Origin of the sequence: Brevibacterium sp. (assembly GCF_031179145.1) — a bacterium.
In the GTDB taxonomy this organism is placed as follows: domain Bacteria; phylum Actinomycetota; class Actinomycetes; order Actinomycetales; family Brevibacteriaceae; genus Brevibacterium.
Window position 1 is genome coordinate 1 of record NZ_JAPSIB010000017.1, and the last position, 22,924, is coordinate 22,924.

18 protein-coding genes are annotated in these 22,924 nt (G+C 67.5%); 11 read left to right on the top strand and 7 right to left on the bottom strand.

The window, feature by feature from the left end:
* Positions 1-799, top strand: a 799-nt coding sequence (locus RIT73_RS12660; protein ID WP_309132441.1) for a PhzF family phenazine biosynthesis protein, incomplete at its 5' end; no start/stop codon positions are given.
* A 45-nt stretch (positions 800-844) separates the two neighbouring features.
* Here RIT73_RS12660 and RIT73_RS12665 read toward each other — a convergent pair.
* The gene (locus RIT73_RS12665; protein WP_309132442.1) at positions 845-2,518 is read right to left on the bottom strand and encodes a DUF885 domain-containing protein; all 1,674 of its coding nucleotides are present in this window, start codon (positions 2,516-2,518) and stop codon (positions 845-847) included.
* 200 nt (positions 2,519-2,718) lie between these two features.
* Between RIT73_RS12665 and RIT73_RS12670 the strand changes: the two genes are divergently transcribed.
* Both RIT73_RS12670 and RIT73_RS12675 read left to right on the top strand, forming a co-directional pair.
* The gene (locus RIT73_RS12670) at positions 2,719-3,915 is read left to right on the top strand and encodes an MFS transporter (RefSeq protein WP_309132443.1); all 1,197 of its coding nucleotides are present in this window, start codon (positions 2,719-2,721) and stop codon (positions 3,913-3,915) included.
* Positions 3,916-4,044: 129 nt separating this feature from the next.
* Positions 4,045-4,842 carry a carbon-nitrogen hydrolase family protein gene (locus RIT73_RS12675; protein ID WP_309132444.1) on the top strand — a complete coding sequence of 266 codons (798 nt, stop codon included), beginning with the start codon at positions 4,045-4,047 and terminating at the stop codon, positions 4,840-4,842.
* Positions 4,843-4,917: 75 nt separating this feature from the next.
* Here RIT73_RS12675 and RIT73_RS12680 read toward each other — a convergent pair whose 3' ends face one another.
* Together RIT73_RS12680 and RIT73_RS12685 are read right to left on the bottom strand one after the other, a co-directional pair.
* Positions 4,918-5,166, bottom strand: a complete 249-nt coding sequence (locus RIT73_RS12680; protein WP_309132445.1) for a hypothetical protein — start codon at positions 5,164-5,166, stop codon at positions 4,918-4,920.
* The gene (locus tag RIT73_RS12685) at positions 5,163-6,743 is read right to left on the bottom strand and encodes an acyl-CoA carboxylase subunit beta (protein WP_309132446.1); all 1,581 of its coding nucleotides are present in this window, start codon (positions 6,741-6,743) and stop codon (positions 5,163-5,165) included. Before RIT73_RS12685 ends, RIT73_RS12680 begins: the two co-directional genes overlap by 4 nt.
* Positions 6,744-6,810: 67 nt before the next feature.
* Between RIT73_RS12685 and RIT73_RS12690 the strand changes: the two genes are divergently transcribed.
* Positions 6,811-7,704, top strand: coding sequence for a biotin--[acetyl-CoA-carboxylase] ligase (locus RIT73_RS12690; RefSeq protein ID WP_309132447.1), 894 nt, complete (start codon positions 6,811-6,813; stop codon positions 7,702-7,704).
* A complete protein-coding gene (locus RIT73_RS12695) occupies positions 7,701-9,212 on the top strand; it encodes an adenylate/guanylate cyclase domain-containing protein (RefSeq protein WP_309132448.1) in 1,512 nt (503 codons plus the stop codon). Before RIT73_RS12690 ends, RIT73_RS12695 begins: the two co-directional genes overlap by 4 nt.
* A 30-nt stretch (positions 9,213-9,242) precedes the next feature.
* On the opposite strand, the gene RIT73_RS12700 is transcribed toward RIT73_RS12695, so the two are convergent.
* The 3 genes from RIT73_RS12700 to RIT73_RS12710 all read right to left on the bottom strand — a co-directional run bounded on the left by RIT73_RS12700 (position 9,243) and on the right by RIT73_RS12710 (position 15,554).
* On the bottom strand, positions 9,243-11,933 hold the full coding sequence (locus tag RIT73_RS12700) for a DNA topoisomerase IV subunit A (protein WP_309132449.1): 2,691 nt from the start codon (positions 11,931-11,933) through the stop codon (positions 9,243-9,245).
* 140 nt (positions 11,934-12,073) lie between these two features.
* Complete coding sequence (locus RIT73_RS12705) at positions 12,074-12,628, bottom strand: TetR family transcriptional regulator (RefSeq protein ID WP_309132450.1); 555 nt, start codon at positions 12,626-12,628, stop codon at positions 12,074-12,076.
* Between the two features lie 253 nt (positions 12,629-12,881).
* Complete coding sequence (locus tag RIT73_RS12710) at positions 12,882-15,554, bottom strand: GNAT family N-acetyltransferase (RefSeq protein WP_309132451.1); 2,673 nt, start codon at positions 15,552-15,554, stop codon at positions 12,882-12,884.
* A 75-nt stretch (positions 15,555-15,629) separates the two neighbouring features.
* Between RIT73_RS12710 and RIT73_RS12715 the strand changes: the two genes are divergently transcribed.
* Positions 15,630-16,217, top strand: a complete 588-nt coding sequence (locus RIT73_RS12715) for a DUF5998 family protein (protein WP_309132452.1) — start codon at positions 15,630-15,632, stop codon at positions 16,215-16,217.
* On the top strand, positions 16,217-17,434 hold the full coding sequence (locus tag RIT73_RS12720; protein WP_309132453.1) for an alkaline phosphatase family protein: 1,218 nt from the start codon (positions 16,217-16,219) through the stop codon (positions 17,432-17,434). The genes RIT73_RS12715 and RIT73_RS12720 overlap by 1 nt, the downstream gene beginning before the upstream one ends.
* Here the strand turns inward: RIT73_RS12720 and RIT73_RS12725 are convergent.
* Positions 17,373-17,912 (bottom strand): GtrA family protein, encoded by a 540-nt coding sequence (locus RIT73_RS12725; RefSeq protein WP_309132454.1) that lies wholly within the window; start codon positions 17,910-17,912, stop codon positions 17,373-17,375. The two genes, RIT73_RS12720 and RIT73_RS12725, sit on opposite strands and share 62 nt — an antisense overlap.
* Before the next feature lie 206 nt (positions 17,913-18,118).
* On the opposite strand from RIT73_RS12725, the gene RIT73_RS12730 reads away from it, so the two are divergent.
* The 4 genes from RIT73_RS12730 (at position 18,119) to RIT73_RS12745 (ending at position 22,771) form a co-directional block, all read left to right on the top strand.
* Positions 18,119-19,264: a 5-(carboxyamino)imidazole ribonucleotide synthase gene (locus tag RIT73_RS12730; protein WP_309132524.1), complete on the top strand. Its 1,146-nt coding sequence runs from the start codon at positions 18,119-18,121 to the stop codon at positions 19,262-19,264.
* An 89-nt stretch (positions 19,265-19,353) separates the two neighbouring features.
* The gene (purE, locus tag RIT73_RS12735) at positions 19,354-19,827 is read left to right on the top strand and encodes a 5-(carboxyamino)imidazole ribonucleotide mutase (protein ID WP_309132525.1); all 474 of its coding nucleotides are present in this window, start codon (positions 19,354-19,356) and stop codon (positions 19,825-19,827) included.
* A gap of 37 nt (positions 19,828-19,864) precedes the next feature.
* A complete protein-coding gene (locus RIT73_RS12740) occupies positions 19,865-21,013 on the top strand; it encodes an acyl-CoA dehydrogenase family protein (RefSeq protein ID WP_309132455.1) in 1,149 nt (382 codons plus the stop codon).
* Between the two features lie 279 nt (positions 21,014-21,292).
* Positions 21,293-22,771 (top strand): LCP family protein, encoded by a 1,479-nt coding sequence (locus RIT73_RS12745; RefSeq protein ID WP_309132456.1) that lies wholly within the window; start codon positions 21,293-21,295, stop codon positions 22,769-22,771.
* The last annotated feature ends 153 nt before the right edge of the window (positions 22,772-22,924 follow it).

The following is a 22,924-nucleotide window of genomic DNA, read 5'->3' on the forward strand; positions in this document are numbered from 1 at the left end:
CTGTACGGGCAACCCGGTGGCGGTGATCCTCGATGGGGAAGGACTCGACGACGAGAGCCTGCGACGGTTCTCGGTCTGGTCGAACCTGTCAGAATGCACTTTTGTCCTTCCTCCGACCGTGCCGGGCGCCGACTACCGGGTCCGGATCTTCAGCCTCAACACTGAGCTGCCCTTCGCCGGCCACCCGACTCTGGGAACGGCGCGGGCCTGGCTCGACGCCGGGGGAGTGCCGCAGGAACCACGCGTGGTGGTGCAGGAATGCGTTGCCGGGCTGGTGCCGGTGCGCATCGACGGTGACCTGCTGTCGTTCTCCGCGCCCGAACGACTGCGCTCCGGTGCCGTCGACCCCCAGTTGCTCGAAACCCTCATCGACATCCTCGGAGTCGACGAGACGCAGGTACTCGACGCCGAGTGGCTCGACAACGGTCCCGGCTGGGTGGGTCTGCTTCTCGACAGCGCTGATACGGTTCTCGGGCTGCGACCGGACGCCTCGGCGCATCCGCAGCGCTGGGACATCGGCGTCATCGGAGCCCACCGCCCCGAGGCGGAAACAGCCTTCGAGCTGCGTGCCTTCTTCACTGAAAGCGGCGAGCCGCTGCGCGAGGACCCGGTGACGGGGAGCTTGAACGCTGCGGCGGCGGAATGGCTGATCTCCACAGGACGCGCCGATGCCCCGTTCACGGCGGCTCAGGGAACCGCGATCGGCAGAAAGGGGCGCATCCGCATCAGCTGCGCCGACGACAGGCTGTGGGTCGGAGGACGCGCAGAGGTGGTCCTGTCGGGAACGGCCGAATTCTGAACCGGGTGCCGGTCACCGCCGACAGGTCAGCCTTCACGACCCGCCCTACCGCTTCATTGCCCGGCCCAGGGTGTCGAGTCCGACGGAGCCCAGCCCCAGTGCCTTCGTGTGGAACGCCTTGAGGTCGAAATCGGTCCCCTGTTCGGCCTTCGCCTCGTCGCGGAACTGCTCCCACAGGCGCTGGCCGATCTTGTAGCTCGGCGCCTGTCCGGGCCAACCGAGGTAGCGGTCGAGCTCGAAGGCGAGAAAGCTGCGGTCCATGGCGACGTTGTCGGTGAGGAACTGCCAGGCCTTCTCCCGGTTCCAGATCCCCCCGCCGAGGCTCTCGGGAGCCTCGAGTCCGAGGTGGAATCCGATGTCGAGGACGACACGAGCCGCGCGCAGGCGCTGCGAGTCGAGCATTCCGAGGTAGTCGGCGGGATCATCGAGGTAGCCGAGGTCGGCCATCAGCCTTTCGGCGTAGAGCGCCCAGCCCTCGCCGTGCCCGGACACCCAGCACATGAGACGGCGCCACCGGTTGAGGGTGTCGGAGACGTACGTGGCCTGGCCCACCTGGAGGTGATGACCGGGCACGCCCTCGTGGTACACGGTCGTCTTCTCCTGCCAGGTGGCGAACTCGGTGACGCCCTCGGGCACCGACCACCACATGCGGCCCGGGCGGGAGAAGTCGTCGGTGGGGCCCGTGTAGTAGATTCCGCCGGTCGTCGACGGCGCGATCATGCATTCGATGGTGCGCACTGGTTCGGGGATGTCGAAATGCGATCTGCCGAGTTCGGAGATCGCCTCGTCGGCGACTTCCTGCATCCAGTCGCGCAGCGCCTGAGTGCCGTGCAGAGTCCGCTGCGGGTCCTTGTTCAGTTGGTCCATGACCTCGAACAGGTCGGCGTCGGGGTTGATCGTCGCCGCGACCGCGCGCTGCTCGGCGTCGATGCGGGCGAGCTCCTCGAGACCCCAGGCGTAGGTTTCGTCGAAGTCGACGCTCGCACCGAGGAAGCTGCGGGAGTGCAGGGCATAGGCCTCCCTGCCGCAGGCTTCGTTCTCCGGTGCGCCGGGGAGGAGCTCGGCGCGGAGGAATTCGGCCAGCTGCGCGAAGGACTCTCGAGCCGCCTCGGCATGGGTGGACAGTCGGCGGCGGAGGTCACCGGGCGCAGCGGTCGCACCCTCGACGAGTGTGTCGAAGCTGCTGCCCGGCTGGGACAGGTCCTCGGCCTGCTGGGCGACCTTCTCGATCTGGACCCGGGCGGCCACCTGGCCGCCGCTCTGGGCCAGGCGCAGGGACTCCTGGTATCCGGCCAGGGAGTTCGGCACAGCCGCCAGCGTGGTGTCGACGGTCGCCCAGTTCTCGGACGTCTCGGTGGGGAGCAGGTCGAAGGCGTCGCGGATCTCCTGCAGGGGAGAGGCGATGACGTTGAGGCTCGAGTGGTCGAGTCCGGCTTCGTAGCGCTCCCTGTCGACGCCCAGGCGCTCGCGCATCGCGTCGAGGGTGACGAGATCGACGTCGTCGACGAAGTCCGCGGTCCGCTCCGCCTCGGCGAGCCTGGCCAGGGTCGCCACCGTGAGGTCGTTCTTCGCGGCGAGGCCGGCGGGGGAGTAGTCGTCGAAGCCCGTGGCCCCGTCGAGGCCGAGGTAGAGGGCCAGCGAGGGGGACAGGGCGAGGGATCCGTCGACGTGCGCTTCTGCCACCGCGTCGATGGCCGAGGGGATTCTGGTCTGGGTCATGGACTCACTCTATATGACCTGAGACACAGTCGTTCCAGGTGGCGGGGCCGCGATGAGGAGGAACCCTCCGGGACGAGCGTACGGCGAGGAAGATCACCGCCGGAGAAGAACGACCGCCGTGCGGGTGCCGATAACATGGACAGGTTCTCGCGGGAATCTGCCGAGGACCAATGACGAGCGGGTTGTGAGATGGGAGATCAGTGGCGCAAGCACAGCTGTGGACCAAGGACTTCATCGTCGGCATCGGCCTCAACCTCACCATGGCGATGGTGTTCTACCTGCTCATGACCTCAATGGCCGGATATGCGGTGGTGCGGTTCTCGGCCGGTGACGCGGCCGCCGGATTCGCCTCCTCGGGTTTCATCGTCGGCGCCGTCGTGTCCCGCATCCTCACCGGCAAGTACCTTGACTTCATCGGGCGCAAGAAGCTGCTCATCATCTCCATGGCTGCCTTCGTCCTCGCCTCCTTCGCCTACCTCGCCGCCGACTCCCTGGCCCTGCTCATCGCAGTCCGGCTCATCCACGGAGTCGCCTTCGGGACTGGGAACACCGCGATCATGACCGCGATCCAGTCGATCATCCCTTCCTCCCGCCGAGGCGAGGGCACCGGCTACTTCGGCACCGCGACGACCCTGTCCACCGCCCTCGGGCCGTACCTCGGCGTGGTCCTGCCGCGCGAGTTCGACTTCCCGATGCTCTTCATCGCCTCCGCGGTGATGTCGGTGATCGCGCTGCTGCTGTGCTTCGTCATCAGGCTGCCCGAGCAGGAGGTCACCGCAGCCCAGCGCGAGAGCAAATGGCGCCTGCAGCTGAGCACGCTCGTCGACCCGGTGGGCCTGCGGATCGGCCTGATCATGCTCATCGCCGGAACGGCCTATGCCGCGGCCCTGGTGTTCCTCGCCGGCTACGCCGAGGACAACGGGGTCGCATCCGCGGCCTCCCTCTTCTTCGTCGCCTACGCCGTGGCCTCCCTCGTCGCCCGCTTGTTCGTCGGGCGGATCCAGGACCTGCTCGGCGACAACGTCGTCATCTTCCCGGTGCTGCTGCTCAACATCGCCGGAAATGTCCTCCTGGCTCTCGTGCCGACCATGACCGGCATCATCGTCGCGGGCGTCCTCATCGGTCTGGGTTTCGGCTCCCTGATGCCCTGCGCCCAGGCCATCACCGTGAAGTCCGTCGACATGTCCCGGGTGCCGGTCGCGACATCGTCGTTCTTCCTGCTCCTCGACGCCGGGTCCGGCATCGGTCCGATCATCCTCGGCGCGCTCATGCCACTGACCGGCGGGTCGGGGATGTTCATGCTCTGCGCCGGTCTCGTCGTCCTCGCCACGTTCGTCTACTACTGGGTCCATGGCCGCTATCGGGGCGGGCGCCCCGGCCGGGAGTTCCTCGGCTGAGGCGGTGCTCGCGGGTACCGCAGGACCGGCGCTCGCGATAGCCTGGAATGAAGAGGCCGAGGCCACCACCACCTCGGCGATGTCAATGCGGTGCAGCGCCACCTGCACTCCACAGTCAGAGGACGGTCCATGAGAATCGCACTTGCGCAGATCAACTCCACCACGGACGTTGCGGATAACCTGGCCAAGGTCGAGGACCACGCACGCCGGGCCGCTGCCTCCGGCGCCGAACTCGTCGTGTTCCCCGAGGCGACGATGTCGGCGTTCCACCGGGGGCTGCGCGATCAGGCCGATGAGCACCTGCAGTCGTGGCAGGCGTCGCTTGCGAACCTGGCCACCGAGACCCGCATCGCCGTCATCGTGGGCGAGTTCGCCGCGAGGGGCGACAAGGTCATCAACCTGCTCGCCGCCTACTTTCCGGACGGCAGGCGCAGCGAATACGCGAAGATCCACCTCTACGACGCCTTCGGCTTCAAGGAATCCGACACCGTCGTGCCCGGCGAGGAGCCCTTCCTCATCGACGTCGACGGTGAGCCGGTGGGTCTGACGATCTGCTACGACATCCGATTCCCCAAGCTCTTCGCCGAGGTGAGCCGCCGCGGTGCGCGGCTCGCCATCGTCTCCGCGTCGTGGGGAGCAGGTCCCGGGAAGGTCGAGCAGTGGCAGGTGCTGGCCCAGGCGCGCGCGCTCGATTCCAACATGTTCATCGTCGCCCTCGGACAGGCCGATCCGCAGGTCACCGGGGTTGACGTCCCGAAGAAGGGTCCGACCGGGGTGGGCCACAGCCTCGTCGTCGATCCCTTCGGACGGATCGTGGTCGAACTCGGCGGCGAGGAGGCACTGGAGATCGTCGACGTCGACCTCTCGGTCGCCGATGAGGCCGCCGAGGCGATCCCGGTCCTGGCCAACGCGAAGCTCGGGTACTGAGCGCGCTTCAGCTGAGCGCGCTTCACCCGAACGGGCTTCACCTGAGCAGGGGCGGCATCACCTCGGCGGCTCGCTCTACCTCGATGTCCAGGTCAGCGGCAGGCGCTTGCGGACATTGCGCCGGGGCGCGTTGAAGCCGGCGCGGTCGTGCTTCTTGGTCTCCAGCTGCGCGTGCACGGTGGCCTGATGAGCCGCATAGGCGGCGGCGACCTGACGAATCGCGACGACCGCGGCCACTGCCGCCGCACTGGCCATCTCCTCGGTCACCGGTGCGCCGTCATGGGCCCTGACCACGCTCGCGTTGGTCTGCGCGTCCTCGCTCATAGGGGGATGTTACCGTGCTTGCGCGCTGGGGCGTCAACGTGCTTGTTCTTCAGCGCCCGCAGGGCCCGCACGATCCGGTTGCGGGTCTCGCTCGGCTTGATGACGGCGTCGATGTAGCCTTCCTCGGCGGCCAGGTACGGGTTGAGCAGGGCATCTTCGTAGTCCTGGATGAGTTCGGACCGCAGCGCTTCGACGTCCTCTCCTGCCTCCTCGGCGGCCTTGAGCTTGCGTCGGTGGACGATGTTCGCGGCACCCTGGGCGCCCATGACCGCGATCTGCGCGCTGGGCCAGGCCAGGTTGATGTCGGCGCCCAGCTGCTTCGACCCCATCACACAGTACGCACCGCCGTAGGCCTTGCGGGTGATCAGCGTGATCAGGGGAACGGTCGCCTCGCCGTAGGCGTAGATGAGCTTCGCGCCGCGGCGGATGATGCCGCCGTACTCCTGGTCGGTGCCGGGCAGGAAACCGGGGACGTCGACGAAGGTGAGGATGGGAATGTTGAAGGCGTCGCACATGCGCACGAAGCGGGCGGCCTTCTCCGAGGCGTCGATGTCGAGAGTGCCCGCCAGCTGCATCGGCTGGTTGGCGATGACGCCGACGCTGACCCCTTCGACGCGGCCGAAGCCGGTGACGACATTGGGGGCGAAGAGCTCGGAGACCTGGAGGAACTCGCCATCGTCGAGGACGGTGGTGACGACGTCGAGGATGTCGTAAGGCTGCGAAGGCGAATCCGGCATCAGGGTGTCGAGCGCCTCGTCCTCGGGGGTGAGGCTGAGGTCGGATTCGAACTCGTCGGCATCGGCGGGGTCGAGGTTGTTCTGCGGCAGGAACGAGAGCAGGTCGCGCACATAGTTGAGCGCGTCCTCCTCGTCGGAGGCGAGGTAGTGGGCGTTGCCGGAGACCGTGTTGTTCGTCCGGCCGCCGCCGAGCTCCTCGTGGCCGACCTCCTCACCGGTGACGGTCTTGATGACGTCGGGCCCGGTGATGTACATGTGGCTGGTCTTGTCGACCATGATCGTGACGTCGGTCAGCGCCGGCGAGTAGACGGCGCCGCCGGCCGAGGGGCCCATGATCAGGGAGATCTGCGGGATCACGCCCGAGGAGGCGACGTTGAGGCGGAAGATCTCCGCGAACAGGGCGATCGAGCCGACGGCCTCCTGGATCCGGGCGCCGCCGGAGTCGTTGATGCCGATGATCGGGCAGCCGAGCTTGAGCGCGAGCTTCTGCACCTTGACGATCTTGCGACCGTTCGCCTCGGCGAGCGATCCACCGAGGACGGTGAAGTCATGGGCGAACACGGCCACGGTCTTGCCGTCGATCGTGCCCAGCCCGCAGACGACGCCGTCGCCGTCGGGCCGGTTGTTCTCCATCCCGAACTGGTGGTTGTGATGGCGGGCGAACTCGTCGATCTCCTGGAACGAATCCTCATCGAGGAGCTGCTCGATGCGTTCCCGAGCGGTCTGCTTTCCGCGCTTGTGCTGGCTCTCCACCGCCTTCTCATTGCCGCGATGGGCCGCGTCGCGGCGCTGGAGGAAGGCGTCGATGCGCTCAGCTGTGGTCCGAGGGGTTTCCGTCATAGCTCCACCATAACGAGGCGCGGCGAGTTCATTGTGCACTCCCGCCAAAAGAATCTAAAGTGGACTGGTGAACAGCCAACACACCTCCTTCCTCGTCGATGTCGACTCCCTCCGCCGCAAAGCCGCCGCTCAGGGCCTGAGCATCCCCACCGCGATCTGGGACGACACGTGCCCCTCGACCAACGACGAACTGGCTGCTCTCGTCACCGGCGCGTCCACCCTCGCCGAGGCGCCCGCCGACTTCACCCGCACCGTGAGCACCGCCGACGGCCCCGCCGAGCTGCCCGCGCAGTTCACCGTGCACGGCACCGATCACCAGAACGCCGGCCACGGACGATTGGGCCGGACCTGGACCGTGCCGGCACGGCGCTCCCTGACGTTCTCGCTCCTGCTGACTCCGGGCGCCGTGTTCGACTCCTGGGGTTGGATCCCGCTGCTCGCGGGTGAGGCGGTGCGGTCCGCGATCTCCGAGGCGGGCGTTCCCGCCGTGCTCAAGTGGCCCAACGACGTACTGACCGTGGAGGGGAAGAAACTCTGCGGGATCCTGGCCCGCATCGAGACGCTTCCCGCCGGACCGCGGATCATCCTCGGGATGGGGATCAACACGCGACTGTCATCAGCAGACCTGCCGCGCGAGACCGCCAGCTCCCTGGCCATCGAGAAGGGCACCGACGGCTCAGAGATTGATCATGAGGACTTGTTAGTGTCGATCCTGGCCACACTGATCCCTGCCTATCAGGAGCTGATCGACAATGGTGATTCGGATTTCAGCAGCAGCGCTGCGGCCGAGAAGGTGCGTGCGAACATGGTGACGCTCGGATCACAGGTCAGGGTCGAGCGCCCCGACGGCACGAGTGTCATAGGCAGGGCCACGGGTCTCGATGCCGGGGGAGACCTCATCCTCGACGGCGACCGTTCGTACAGCGCCGGCGATGTGCACCATCTGAGGACTGCCGGATGACCGAAAGCCCGAATCCACGCCTGGGTGGTCGACAAGGCGACTCCCCGGAGGCTGACGAGGACATTCCACAGATTGACACTGCGCAGGCGGGCGCTGCGCAGGCCGACGCCGCGCACGCGGACAAGGCCGGTTCGCCGACCGCCGAAACCAGGTCGCCCGACGAAGCGCAGTTGACTGCCGACGACAGGACTGCCGACGATCGCAGTGCCGCCGACGGCAGTGCTGCCCACGACAGCGATGACATCGAGGACGTCGGCACCTCCGACGAGCGCAGCGCTGCTCCTTCCTCGCCTTCCGCGCCTGCCGAACCTGCCGCTGCGACCATGGCGATGCCGGTCGTCGCGGAGACCCCGGCAGCGGTCGACCCGAGCCACGATGACGGGGACTTCGCGGGCGGACTGCAGAAGGATCCGCGCACCGCAGCACTCGAAGCAGTCGTCGACGCCGAGGACGACACCGTCTACGAGACCCGCAGCGCGGCCGAGCGGCTCGAAGAGATCCTGCTCGACGGCAAGCGGGTGCTCGATCGTCGGGAGGCGGCGAAGCTCGGCGGCATCTCGACGGTCTCGGCGCGCAAGATGTGGCGGGCGCTCGGCATGCCGCAGGCGGGTGAGGACGAGAAGGCGTACACCGTCTCCGACGCCCACGCCCTGCGCATCTGGGCGAAGCCCGTCGCCGAGGGGCTCATCGACCAGGACACCGCCCTGTCCCTGGCCCGGGCGATCGGCCAGACCACGGACCGCCTCGTCGTGTGGCAGATGGAGACCCTGGTCGAATTCCTCACCGAGGAGAAGGGCCTGACCGACCCCGAGGCCCGTCGGGATGCGCTGCAGGTCCTCGAGGAGATGATCGACCCGCTGCAGCGGATGCTCACGTATTCGTGGCGACGCAACCTCGCCGAGGCGATGGGCCGACTCAACGTCAACGTCTCGCATGGTCTGGCCATGGACAACCGGCAGGGCTGGTACGACTCGTCGATGCCCTTGGCCCGTGCCGTGGGGTTCATCGACCTCGTCTCCTACACCCGACTGTCGCAGAAGATGGAGCCCAGGCAGCTGGCCAACATGGTGCAGAAGTTCCAGGGCATGGCCTACAACATCGTCGCCACGGGCGGCGGACGCGTGATCAAGACCGTCGGCGACGAGGTGTTCTTCGCCGCCGAGACTCCCGCCGCCGGCGCGGAGATCGCGATGACGCTGATGGAGAGGGTGACGGCGGAGGAGGAGCTGCCGCAGGCCCGCGTCGGCCTCGCCTGGGGGCGGGTTCTCTCACGCCTCGGCGACATCTTCGGGTCAAGCGTCAATCTTGCTGCGCGCCTGACCGCAGTGGCGGAACCGGGCACCATCTACACCGACGAAGAGACCGCCAGGGTGCTCTCGACCTCGGACGCCTACGTGTTCGAACCGCGCGAGTCGCTGACTCTGCAGGGGCTGGGGGAGACGGGTGTGCGGAAGATGACCCGCGGAACCGCGGCCCGGATGCAGCTCGACATCGAGGACGAGGGCTGAGCTCGCAGGACGCGGTCTGCACCTGCCTGATCAGAACAGCGCTGAGTCGTCCTCGTCGTCGTCGCGGGAGACGATGACCACGTCGTCGGTGTCCATCTTCGCCCGGGCGATCTCCTCCTTCGCCTCATCGAGGTCGAGCTCAAGCTCGTCGAAGCTCGTCGCCAGGCCCTGCGTGCCCTGCCGGCCCGCAACCTCCGCAGCGTCGGCGACCCCAGCAGCGTCCGCAGCCCGAGGGTCGGAGCTGTCGTCTCCAGCACCTCCACCCACCAGTGGCACCGTGCCGACGACGTCGATCTTCGATTCCAGCGGCGAGCCGGTGGAGTCGCGTCGCGAGCATTCGATGGGCAGGGTCCGGGCGCCACCGGCCTGAGCCGCGGCCTGCGGGGAATCGCCCACCCATGCCAGGGACAGCTCGGTCTCACCCTTGAGGAACCGGTGGGCGCGCACACCCGAGGTGGCGCGTCCCTTGGTCGGGAACTCGGAGAACTCCGTGACCTTGATCGACGACGAGGGCGCTCCGTAGAAGTTCTCTCCACTGGCGATCGTCACCACCTTGTACGAGCCGATGGTGCCGCCCGACCCGTCGGACTCTGACTTCTCGGCAGCGTCCTTGGGCACCACGCCGAAGAAGATGGCCTGCGCCTCGGCTGCGAGTTTGATGCCGGCCACGCCGGAGGCGCTCCAACCCTGCGCACGCAGTCCTGAGGCGTCGAAGGCCAGCAGCTGCGCGTTCGACGTCACGAACACCGCCAGGGACTCATCGATGTCCTCGGGCTGGGAGGCGCCGATGACGAAGTCCGTGCCCTTGAGACTGATGACGTCCCAGTCGTCCTTGTTCGGCTTCGCTGCCACCGACACGCGTTTGACGACGCCGGCGGCGGTGCCGATGACGAATTCGCGGTCGAGGTCGATGAGGCCGATGACCTTCTCGGTCTTCGGCAGCCCCATGTACTCGGCGATCTTCACACCGCCGGCGACGGTCGGACGCACGGCGGCCGGGGGCAGGGCCGGCAGGTCGACGACGTCGATGATCTGGACCCGCCCTGTCGAGGTCAAGGCCCCGATCTTGCCGCGGGTGGTGGCGACCACCTCGGCGGCCAGAGCATCATGGCTGGCACGCTTGCCCGTTCGCGGCAGACCAGAAGCGTCGTTCGTCCGGGCGATGCGCCCGGAGGTCGACAGCAGCACCCGGCAGGGCGAGTCGGCGATCGTCAGGTCCGCGGGGCCTTTCTTCCCCTTGGCGGACAGCTCCTTCATCGAACCCTCGATGAGGACGGTGCGCCGCGGCGAACCGATCACCTCGGCCGTCGCCTCGAGTTCGGTGGCGACGAGTTCGCGCAGCTGTGCCTCATCGGCGAGAAGACCCTCGAGGTACTCGATGCGCTTCTTCAGCTCGTCACGCTCAGCCTCGAGCTCGAGCCGGGAGAACTTCGTCAGGCGACGCAGCTGCAGATCGAGGATGTAGGTCGCCTGCAGCTCGGAGAGTTCGAAGACGTCCATCAGCCGCCCGCGAGCCGTGGCGGCGTCGTCGGAGGAGCGGATCAGCTGGATGACCTCGTCGATGTCGAGGATCGCGATGAGCAGACCCTCGACGAGGTGGAGGCGGTCCTTGGCCTTGCCGAGCTGGAACACGGTGCGCCGGCGGACGACGTCGATGCGGTGGGCGAGGTAGACGGTGAGGAGCTCGCGCAGACCCAGGGTCCTCGGCTGGCCCTCGACGAGGCAGACGTTGTTGATGCCGAAGGACTCTTCGAGGGGAGTCTGCCGGTAGAGTTCGGCGAGCACCGCCTCGGGGTTGAAGCCGTTCTTGATCCCGATGACCAGGCGCAGGCCGTTCTTGCGGTCGGAGTAGTCGTCGATCGAGGCGATGCCCATGAGCTTCTTCGCCCCGACGGCGTCCTTGACCTTGGCGACGACCTTCTCCGGGCCGACGAGGAAGGGCAGTTCGGTGACGACGATGCCCTTGCGTCGGGCGTTGATGTTCTCGATCGAGGCGGTCGCCCGGGTGCGGAACGTGCCGCGCCCGGTCTCGTAGGCCTCCCGGACCCCATCGAGTCCGATGATCCGTCCGCCGCTGGGCAGGTCGGGGCCGGGGATGAAGCGCATCAGCTCGGCCAGGGTCGCCTCGGGGTTGCGGATGAGGTGGCAGCAGGCGGCGATGACCTCACCCGGGTTGTGCGGAGCCATGTTCGTCGCCATGCCCACCGCGATGCCCGAGGCCCCGTTGATGAGCAGGTTCGGGAAGGCGCTGGGCAGGACCTCCGGCTGGGTCAGGGTGTTGTCGTAGTTGCCGATGAAGTCGACGACGTCCTCGTCGAGGCCGGCGATCATCTTCATCGACGCGTCAGTCAGGCGCGCCTCGGTGTACCGGGGAGCCGCCGGGCCGTCGTCGAGGGAGCCGAAGTTGCCATGCCCGTCGACGAGGGGCACCCGCATGATGAAGTCCTGGCTCATCCGGACCAGGGCGTCATAGATCGCAGTGTCGCCATGTGGGTGGAGCTTGCCCATGACGTCGCCGACGATGCGCGAGGACTTCACGTGCCCGCGGTCGGGGCGCAGCCCCATGTCGCCCATCTGGTAGACGATGCGGCGCTGCACCGGCTTGAGACCATCACGAGCGTCCGGCAGGGCACGGGAGTAGATGACCGAATAGGCGTATTCGAGGAACGAACTCTCCATCTCGGCCGACACGTCGACGTCGATGACTCTGCCTGCGGTCATGGAACTCCTTCACGCGCACGAACGGGACCAGTTGGGCCGCCCTGCCCCGGCGGGCAGGCTTGCGCGGCACCCGTCGATTCTAGCGTTCTATTTGAGTTCTACCGGGCAAGGGGCTCCCGTCGCGGTGTCGTGTCGTCGGTTCAGGCGGCGGTGGTGTGCTCCTGCATCCACTGGAGGACGTCCTTGACATACCCGTCGAGGTTCTCCCGGTTGGCGGTGCCGGCCATGAGTTCGCAGACCATGACACCCATGATCGCGGCGTTGACCCGGTGTGCGACCTCTTCGCTGACGCCGCCCACGCGGACGACGAACTCCTCGAAGTGGCGCAGGTTCTTCTCCTTGGCCGCCTGGGCCTCGCTCGGCAGGGCGGGGTCGAGGCTGAGCATGACCATCGCGTAGAACCTGCTGCGGTCGGTGGTCAGCCAGTTCATGCAGAAATCGACGGCCAGATCCCCGGGGGACCTGTCGGAGGTCTGCTGCGTGTGGGGCAGCCGCTCGAGCTGAAGGGCGTTGAGTTCGCCGATCCGTTCCATGATCCCGGTGATCAGGGCGTCGCGGGTGCGGTAGACGTTGGAGGTGGAGCCGACGGGCAGCTCCGCCAGCGCGTCGACAGCACGGTGGGTGAGTCCACGGACTCCCTGTTCTGCAACGACGGCAATGGCGGAGTCCGTGACGACGTCCCTACGGGAGATCATATTCTTGAGGCCTCGCTCTCTTTCGGCACCTCGAAGTCGGATGCCATTTCAGGTGAGTGACCAAACGGTCAGGTCGGGCTTTCAGCACAAATTCATAACGTTTCGTGCGTGAACGGATACTGACATTACCCTTTGAGCGTAGTGATTGGTATAAGACGCGCCAACTTTCTTCGTTCTGCCAGCCTGTTCCCAATTATCGGTGCACAGCAGGGCCAAAGACTGCGTCTGGGCTACCAATAGGCGCGACTCGGCACTATCCGAGAAGTCTCCTTGTCGAATCGATCCGAGTCGGGTCGGGCAGCACTTCGATCCGCACGCTGAGCAGGTGCGCGTCCGTTGCGGTGGCGACGATCGGGTTGATCTCGAGTTCGGCGATCTGCGGGTGGCGTTCGACGAGGACGGACAGCCGTTCGAGCACGTTCTTCAGCGGCTCGATGTTGACCGGTGGCAGTCCGCGGTAGCCGAACAATCGCGGCGAGGCCTTGACCGATCGGATCATGTCGGCGGCGTCCTTGTCCGTCAGCGGTGCCACGCGGTGCTGGACGTCGCCGAGCAGCTCCGTGGTGTCTCCGGCCAGGGAGAAGGAGAGCAGCGGTCCCAGCAGCGGGTCCTCGCCGGCGCGGATGACGCATGGCACCCCGGGTGGCGCCATCGCCTGGATGTCGACTAGAGGCTCCTCCTCACCGACCATGGAGCGGATGACGTCCTGAATGGCGAGGAAGTCCTCGCGCAGTTCGGCCGGGTCGTCGATGTTGAGCCGCACCCCGCCGAGCTCCATCCGATGCCGCAGGGTCGTCGACACGGCCTTGAGTGCCACGGGGTAGCCGATCGTCTCCGCGGCCCGCAGCGCCTCGTCCACCGAGGCGGCCGTGAGATACGGCAGCACCTCGATCCCGTAGCAGGAGAGCAGAGCCCGGGCCTTCTCCCGCTCCAGGGTCACCGGTCGGCCGGGGGCGGCACCGGGAAGGGCGGATTCGATGACTTCGCGCACACCTGAGTCGTCGAGGTCCTCGATGTCGAGGAAGCGCCCGTGGTCGGCGGCACGCCAGCGGGAGTACTCGGTGGCCCGGGCCAATGCCCACACCGCGTCCTCGAGGCCGACATAGCTGGGCACCGTGAAGGGCCTGCGATTGCCCTCGCCATCGGGCAGGTGGGTGGTCAGCTCGTCCTGAACGCCGTGGATGCCGAGGAAGCATGCCACCGTCGTCTTCTGTGACCGGGCCGCCGCCTCGGCGACGTGGGCGGCGATCTCCCGCTCGTCCGCGCCGGCCGAGGGGGTGAAGATGACGATGACCGAGTCGACGTCGGCATGGGCGTACATCGCTTCGAGTTCGGCCCGGAACGTCCCGGCCTCGACCTCGGGATGGAGGGAGACCGGCTCGATCTCGATGTGCAGGCCCTGGGCGCGGGCGCGCTGGACGATCAGAGTCGACATCGCCGCCGAGTTGCCGATGACTCCCACCCGCCGGCCGGCGGGCAGCTTCTGCGTCGAGAACACCTGCGCGAGGTCGAAGAGCTGGTGGATCGTGTCGGCCCTGATGACTCCGGCCTGGCCGAGAACCTGATCGAGGGTGTGCGGGGCGAGCGAGGACGTGCGCACCATGTGCCCGGGCGGCAGCTCGCGGCCGGTGAGGTCGGACTTGATGACGATGACGGGTTTGACGCGGGAGACCCGGCGGGCGATGCGGGCGAACTTACGGGGATTGCCGATCGATTCGAGGTAGAGCCCAACCGTCTGCGTCGCCGGATCCTCCTCCCAGTACTGGAGCACATCGTTGCCCGACAGGTCGGCGCGGTTGCCGGCGGAGACGAACGTCGAGATGCCCAGGCCGCGCTTCTTCGCCGCGGCCAGGAGCGCCGTGCCCAGTGCCCCGGACTGGCTGAACAGACCCAGCGTCCCCGAGGCGGGCAGGAACGGGGCGAGCGAGGCGTTGAGCGAGATGTCCTCGGCCTCGTTGACGAGGCCGAACGAATTCGGCCCGACCACGCGCATCCCGTAGGACCGCGCGGTCGAGACCATCTGCCGCTGCAGCTCCGCGCCGGCCTCGCCGGTCTCGGCGAAGCCGGAGGAGATGACGAGCACGGCCTTGACCCCGTGGGCGGCGCACTCCTGGACCACCTCGGTGGCGGAGGCCGCGGGCACCGCGATGACGGCGAGGTCCGCGGTCCCGGGCAGGTCGGCCAGGCTCGGATAGGCCTGCACGCCCGCGATCTGGTCGACCTCGGGGTGGACGACCCAGAGCGTGCCGGTGAAGTTCGCCGCGGTGATGTTGCGGATGAGGAGGTTGCCGGTGGAGTTGTGCTTGCGGCTGGCCCCGATCACCACCACCGAGGAGGGGTGGAGGACCATGCGCACGCTCTTGGACTCGGCGCGGTGCTCCCGGGAGGCCTGGACCTCGATCGAGCGGGCGGTGGGATCGATGTCGAAGTTGACGGCGACGACGCCGTCGTCGAAGCCGCGGGAGACCTCATAGCCGGCAGCTTGGAACACCTGGAGCATCGACCGATTCTGGGGCAGCACCTCGGCGGTGAAGCGCTGGATCCCCGACTCCCGGGCGGCGGCGGCGAGGTGCTCGAGGAGGATCGAGCCGACGCCGCGGCCCTGGTGGGCGTCGGCGATGTTGAAGGCGACCTCGGCCACGGTGTCGGAGATCTTGTCGTACCGGCCCACGCCGATGATATCTGCGCCGATCGTCATCACCAGCGCCACCCGATCATGGTGGTCGACGTTGACGAACCGGTCGAGGTCCCGCTTGGGCAGCTTGGGCAGAGGAGCGAAGAAGCGCAGGTAGATCGACTCGGGGGATTGGGACTCGTGCATCCGGGCCAGGGCCGCGGCGTCGGAGGGGACGATGGGGCGAAGGTGCGCGGTTCCGCCATCACGCAGGACGACGTCGGCTTCCCAGGCATGAGGATAATGCTCCATGGTCCAAGCATAGGCTCCGCCGTCCCCGACGACCTGGCTGTGGAGAACACGCGCGGGTACGGCACAATAGGACATATGGCTCTACCCGAAGTTCTCGTTTCTGATCTGCAGTCGGCCGGCTACTACCCGCAACTCACGCAGGGAATCCTGGCCGAGTCGCTCTTCGGCGAACCGGTTCTGGCCCACTTCGTCCACATCGACACCCACGTCGACATCGAATCGATCCACCGTCACGTCACGGCGTTCGTGCTCACCGAGACCCGGCTGCTGCTCGCCCACGTCGACGACGACCCCAACGCCGCTCCCGGTTCGAAGCCCAAGGCCGTGACCAGCAGCGAGGACATCGAACTCGAACGCCTCGGCACCGTCATGGTCGGCCGGACGTACGCCGACCCGGCCGCCTACCAGCCAGGCGACAAACCGGTCGAGGTCTCGCTCACCCTGTCCTGGGGTGCGGCCCGCCGGATCGAGGCCTTCCCCGAGGCCTGCGGCGACCCCAACTGCATGGGCGATCACGGCTACGGCGGATCGATCTACTCCGAGGACGTCATGCTGCGCGTGTCCGCAGAGGCCGAGGGCCAGGACGCCGTGGACCGGATCGCGGCCTTCTCCGCGAAGCTGCGCGCCGCGGTGTTCCAAGCCCGGCTGCGATCGCGGCGCTGATGGCTGCCGAGCCGGTCGACCACGCCGAATCCGACCACGCCGAATCCGACCACGCCGAATCCGACGCCGGCCGCGCCCTGATGGGACCGCCCGACTACGCCGGGCCCATCCTCTCCGACGTCGTCCCCGCCACGGCGCTCAGCCTCGGCGCCGGTGAGATCTTCGATCCGGAGACCCGCAGACGCGCCGAGCAGCTCGGCCTCGACCGGGAAGTGCGCACCGCGATCGTCGTCCTCGTCGACGGTCTGGGCGAGCAGCAGCTGATCAGGTACAGCGGGTACACCCCCTTCTTCCGCACGCTGGCGTCCAGCCGGCGCACGCTGTCGGCCGGATTTCCGTCTACGACCGCGAACTCCCTGTCCTCCCTGGCCACCGGCCGGATGCCCGGCAGTCACGGAGTCGTCGGCTACCGAGTGCTCGACCCCGCCAAGGACGCCGTGTTCAACCAGCTGACCTGGGATCTCGACGTCGATCCGGTCACCTGGGTGCCCGATGCGACACTGTTCGAACGGCTGAGCACGGCGAGCGTGGACGTCGTCAGCCTCGGCGAGGCGAAGTTCGCCGGGCGCGGACTCAATCGCGCCTCCCTGCGCGGGGGCCGGTTTCGGGCGTCGAAGACCCTCGAGGAGCGCTGCGCTCAGGCCGTCGCCGAGGTGCGCGCGCCCGGCCGCAGGCTCGTCTACCTCTACTGGGGCAACCTCGACAAGACCGGTCACGTCCACGGCTCCGACTCCTCCCAGTGGACCGAGGAGCTCGAGCACGTCGATCTCGCGCTCTCCCAGCTGGCCGCCGACCTGCCGGGGGACTCGACGATGATCGTCACCGCCGATCACGGGATGGTCGACATTCCCCATGATGAGCGCCTCGACGTCGCCGACGTTCCGGTGCTGCGCGAGGGCGTGCGACACCTCGGCGGGGAACCGCGGGCACTCCATATCTATGCGCAGCCCGGCGCCGAGGCGGACGTGCTGGCCACGTGGACCGAAACAGTCGGCTCGCGCGCCCTCGTGCTGTCGGGCCAGACCGCGGTCGAGCGCGGCTACTTCGGTCCCGTCGACGCGCGGGTGCGGGGACGCATCGGTGACGTCATGGTCATCTGCCACGAGGACTTCGCCGTCGTCGACTCGGACAACGAGTCACCGTCCGCGCTGGCGCTCATCGGCCATCATGGGTCGACGACGCTTCGAGAACTGCAGATCCCGCTCCTGGTCGTGTGAGGTCGGCTCGTTCGAGGTCGGCCCGCGTGAGGTCGACGACTTCGCGCCTCGGCGCGCTGCGGTGGGCGGGCACCTGGAACAGGACGAAGCGGTACATGAGGTAGCGGAAGACGTTGCCCAACCCCACGCCCACGACGTTGGCGGAGATGTTGTCGGCCAGGGGAGAGGTCCAGCCCAGCACGTAATGGGAGACGACCAGGCACAGTCCGGCGATCGCCAGGCCGATGGCGTTGACGAGGTAGAAGCCCAGGGCCTCGCGCAGTGGACGATCGGTCTTCCCGTCACGGAACGTCCAATGCCTCGACCCCAGCCATGACACGGTGGTGGCGGCGGCGACGGAGACGACCTTGGGGATGAGCGGGCCGATGTCGGTGGTGAACAGCAGCAGATTGAACACGCTGAGGTCGACGAGGAAGGCGATGCTCCCGACCGTCCCGAACTTCGCGAGCCGGAAGATCTCCGAGCGGCTGCGTCCCATCGTGCCTCCTCGGGCTGTTCGGTCGATCCGATTCCCTCCCGCGCCGACTGTGCTCGGCTGCAGCGGACCCGGATCCATCGTAAGTCCTTCATCGGGGTGCGACTCGCCATCCGGGCTCGGCAATCCCGGAGGCGGTGACGACCGATAGACTGGGAAGCGTGACTTTTCCTCGTATCGGTGTGATTGGCGGAGGCCAATTAGCACGCATGCTTGCCCCTGCCGCTGAAGCCCTCGGCGTTCGCTTCTCGGTCCTCGCCGAGACCGCGGACGCCCCGGCCACCCAGGTCATCAGCGAGGTGACCGTCGGTGACTACACGGACTTCGCGACCCTCAAGGCCTTCGCCGAGACGGTCGACGTCGTGACCTTCGACCACGAGCACGTGCCCCCGGAGCACCTGCAGGCCCTCGCCGAGGCGGGCCACGCGATCCGCCCCGGACCCCAGGCTCTGATCTTCGCCCAGGACAAGATCCTGATGCGGGCCAAGATGGACGACCTCGGCCTGCCCAACCCCGCATGGGCGACGATCACCTCCGTGGCCGACGCCGAGGCGTTCGCCGAGCGGGTCGGCCTCCCCTTCATCCTCAAGACCCCGCGCGGCGGCTACGACGGCAAAGGTGTGCGGGTCATCGAGGACCTCGCCGAGGTGAGCGACTGGCTGGAGGAGATGCCGCAGCTGCTCGCCGAGGAGAAGGTCGACTTCACCCGCGAGCTCGCCGTCATGGTCGGCCGGTCCCCGATGGGGCAGACCGCGGTCTGGCCCGTCGTCGAGACGTGGCAGCAGAACGGAGTGTGCAAGGAGGCGATCGCCCCGGCCCCCGGGCTGCCCGCGGACAAGGCCACCGCGATCACCGAAGCCATCCTCAAGGTGGCGGGGGCGCTGGACGTCACCGGCGTGATGGCGATGGAGATGTTCGAGACTCCCGAGGGATTCCTCATCAACGAATTCGCGATGCGCCCGCACAACACCGGCCATTGGACCCAGGACGGGGCCGTGACCAGCCAGTTCGAGCAGCACCTGCGCGCCGTCCTCGATCTCCCCCTCGGCAGCCCCGCCGCCCGGGAGGAGGTGTCGGTGATGGTCAACGTCCTCGGCGCCGACCACGAGGACCTCTACCAGCCCTACTTCCACGTCATGGCCCATGATCCCGCGATCAAGGTCCACCTCTACGGCAAGTCCGTCCGCCCCGGCCGCAAGGTCGGCCACGTCAACGCCTACGGCTACGACAGGGACTCGGTGCTCGCCCGCGCCCGCCACGCGGCCGACTTCATCGCGGGAGTCGACGTCGACCCGTACCCCGACATCCCCGCTCCGACCCACCTCGCCGCCGACGATGAGAAGGAAACCCTGTGACCACTGAGCAGAACGCCTCCGCCGCCCCCGCCTCGGCGAGCCGGTCCAACCGGAGCTCCGCCTCGGTGAGTCCGGCCGTCGCCATCGTCATGGGCTCCGATTCGGATTGGCCGACGATGAAGGCCGCCGCCGAGGCGCTGGCCGAGTTCGGCATCGACTCCTCCGCCGAGGTGGTCTCCGCCCACCGCATGCCCGAGGACATGGTCGAATGGGCGAAGTCGGCCGCCGACCGCGGGATCCGGGTGATCATCGCGGGCGCCGGAGGGGCTGCCCACCTGCCCGGAATGATCGCGTCACTGACGTCGCTGCCGGTCATCGGAGTGCCGGTGCCGCTCAAGCACCTGGACGGGATGGATTCGCTGCTGTCCATCGTGCAGATGCCCGGAGGCGTTCCCGTCGCCACGGTCTCGATCGGCGGCGCGAAGAACGCCGGACTGCTCGCGGCCCGGATCCTCGCCGCCTCCGACACCGAAGCCGCGCAGGAGCTGCGGTCCCGCCTCGACGATTACCGGCGCACCCTGCGCGAGGTCGCCCTCGACAAGGGCCGCGCGCTCCGGCAATAATGGGATCACTTAACAACTGATCAGTACGAGGAGTGCGATGTTCGATCTCTACCAGCCGACCGAGGAACATGAGGAGATCCGGGCCGCAGTCCGGAACGTCGTCGCGGACAAGATCACCCCGCATGCCGCCGAGGTCGACGCCGAATCGCGCTATCCGCAGGAAGCCCATGACGCGCTCGTCGGCACCGACTTCTTCGCCGCCCACATCCCGGAGGAGTACGGGGGAGTGGGCGCCGACGCGCTGGCCGTGTCGATCATCATCGAAGAGATCGCGCGCGGATGCGCGGCCTCGTCGCTCATCCCCGCCGTGAACAAGCTCGGAAGCCTGCCGGTCCAACTGGGAGGCGGGGAGGAGATCAAGCAGAAGTATCTTCCCGCCGTCGCCCGCGGCGCGGCAGGGTTCTCCTACGGTCTGTCCGAGCGCGAGGCCGGGTCCGACACCGCCTCGATGAAGACCCGAGCGGTGCGCGATGGGGACGACTGGGTGCTCAACGGGGTGAAGACGTGGATCACCAACGCGGGAGTCTCGGAGTACTACACGGTGATGGCCGTCACCGACCCGGCTGGTCCGCGGGGGCGCAACATCACCGCTTTCGTCGTCGAGAAGTCGGACCCCGGCTTCACCTTCGGCGAGAAGGAGCGCAAGCTCGGCATCAAGGGCTCACCCACCCGTGAGCTCTTCTTCGACAACGTCCGGCTGCCGGGCGACCGCGTCATCGGCGAGGTCGGCAACGGTCTCAAGCTCGCCCTCACCACCCTCGACCACACCCGGGTGACGATCGCGGCTCAGGCCGTCGGCATCGCCCAGGGCGCCCTCGACTACGCCCTGGGCTACGTCAAGGAGCGCCAGCAGTTCGGCAAGCGCGTCGCCGACTTCCAGGGCGTCCAGTTCATGCTCGCCGACATGGGGATGAAGCTCGAGGCCGCCCGCCAGCTCACCTACACCGCGGCGGCGAAGAGTGAACGCGGTGACTCCGACCTCAGCTACTTCGGGGCCGCGGCGAAGGCGTTCGCCTCGGATGCGGCGATGGAGATCACCACGGACGCGGTGCAGCTCCTCGGCGGGGCCGGCTACGTCATGGACCACCCGGTCGAACGGATGATGCGCGACGCCAAGATCACCCAGATCTACGAGGGCACCAACCAGATCCAGCGGCTCGTGATGGGACGCGCGCTGCTCGGCTGAGCTCAGTGTCGTGTCGCTGCGACAATGCTCACACGCCTGAGGCGCTCCCGCCGCGGTCCGGGCGGCGACATGCCTGGAATCGGCGGCTTACCGACCCGCGGGCGCTTGAGCGGTCACAATGGACGAACACAGTCGACTCTCCAGAACGTTTGGCAGAGTTGACCCAGTGCGATGGTGGCGGATCGCAGACGGCTCTGACACGAGCTCGTCTGCGGACCGGTGTGTGCCATTGCGCTGGAGGATTCCCCGGAGCAGCCGGAACAGGTAGAAGGAAGTTCAGTGGCCGAAACGAGATACGTCGACCCCATTCACTACCCGGCGTATGCGACCCAGCCGACCAGGGACCTGCGGGCGTGGATGCTTCTCCTCGTCACCGCAGTCCTGCCCGGCGGGGTGCAGCTGCTGTTCGGGGCTCGCCGCTGGGCGAAGGTATCGCTTCTCATCACCGGGATCAGCTGGATCCTCGTCATCGCGGCGGCTGTCGCCGTGCTCGTCGACAAGACGTTCGCCTTCACCTTCGGGACCAACCCGTTCATCCTCACATTCCTCACGGTCTGGGTGCCGATCGTGGCGATCAACTGGGTGGTGTGCCTGTTCGACACTCTGCGGCGGATCAAGCTGGTCACGGTCTCGCCCCGGGCCCGGAAGCGCTTCATCGCCGCCTTCTGCGCGCTCCTCCTCATCGTCGTCGGACCCATGGCGTGGGGCACGTCGATGCTCAACAGCCAACGGCAGCTGATGAGTGAGCTCTTCGCCTCGGGCAAGGCCGTCAAGCCTGTCGACGGGCGCTACAACATCCTGCTGCTGGGTTCGGACGCCGGAAAGGGACGCACGGGCATCCGGCCCGACTCGCTGTCGCTGGCCTCGATCGACGCCGACACCGGAGCGACGCTGATCATCGGTCTGCCCCGCAACATGCAGAACGTGCCCTTCCCGGAGGGCACGCCGCTGCACGAGAAGTACCCGCAGGGCTACAACTGCGGCAGCGAATGCCTCCTCAACGCCGTGTTCCAGCAGGGCGAGGAGCACCGGGACGAGTTCGAGAACCCGAAGAGAGCGGGGGAGCAGGCGACCATGGACGCCGTCTCGGCGATCACGGGCCTGAAGACGCAGTACTACGTCATGGTCAACCTCAAGGGGTTCGAGAAGCTCATCGACTCCCTCGGCGGGATCACGCTCGTATCGGGCAAGCGCGTCCCGATCTCCTCGAAGATCGACCCGTCCACCGGGCAGCATGGGCCGGTCAAGGGCTGGATCGAACCGGGGAAGCAGGAGCTCGACGGATTCCACGCCCTGTGGTTCGCCCGCTCCCGGGAGTTCTCCAGCGACTACGAGCGGATGATCCGCCAGCGCTGCGTCCAGACTGCCATCGTCAAGCAGATGGACCCCGCCACAGTTCTGACCCGCTTCCAGGAGATCGCGAAGGCCACGCCGGGCGCAGTTGCGACCGACATCCCATCGAGCCAGGTCGACACCTTCGTGGATCTGGCGCTGAAGGTGAAGTCGCAGAAGATCGAGTCGCTTGACCTGACTCCGCCGCGTGTGACACCATCACAGCCGGACTTCGACGAGGCCAGGAGCCTCGTCGCGGACAAGATCGCGCAGCTGGACAAGCAGTCGAATGCGCAATCCGCAGGCCCCTCGGCTGCCACGGCGGGCGTCGGAGCGGGCATCGGGGCCGCCATCCGAGCTCAGGGATCCAGCCCCTCGGAGAAGCCTGCAAAGGACGACACGCGGTCGATCTGCTACGTGCCGTGAGGTGCCACCGCAAGTGAGGTTGTTGAGACCTCAGACGTGACTCATTCGTGACTCGGGCCGTGGGCCGCTGCGGCCGGTGAGAGAATGGGGCGAGGCGCTGCCGGACTTCGGCGGGCTTCTGCTGGGCATCGGATGAGCCGAGCCGACGGGTGC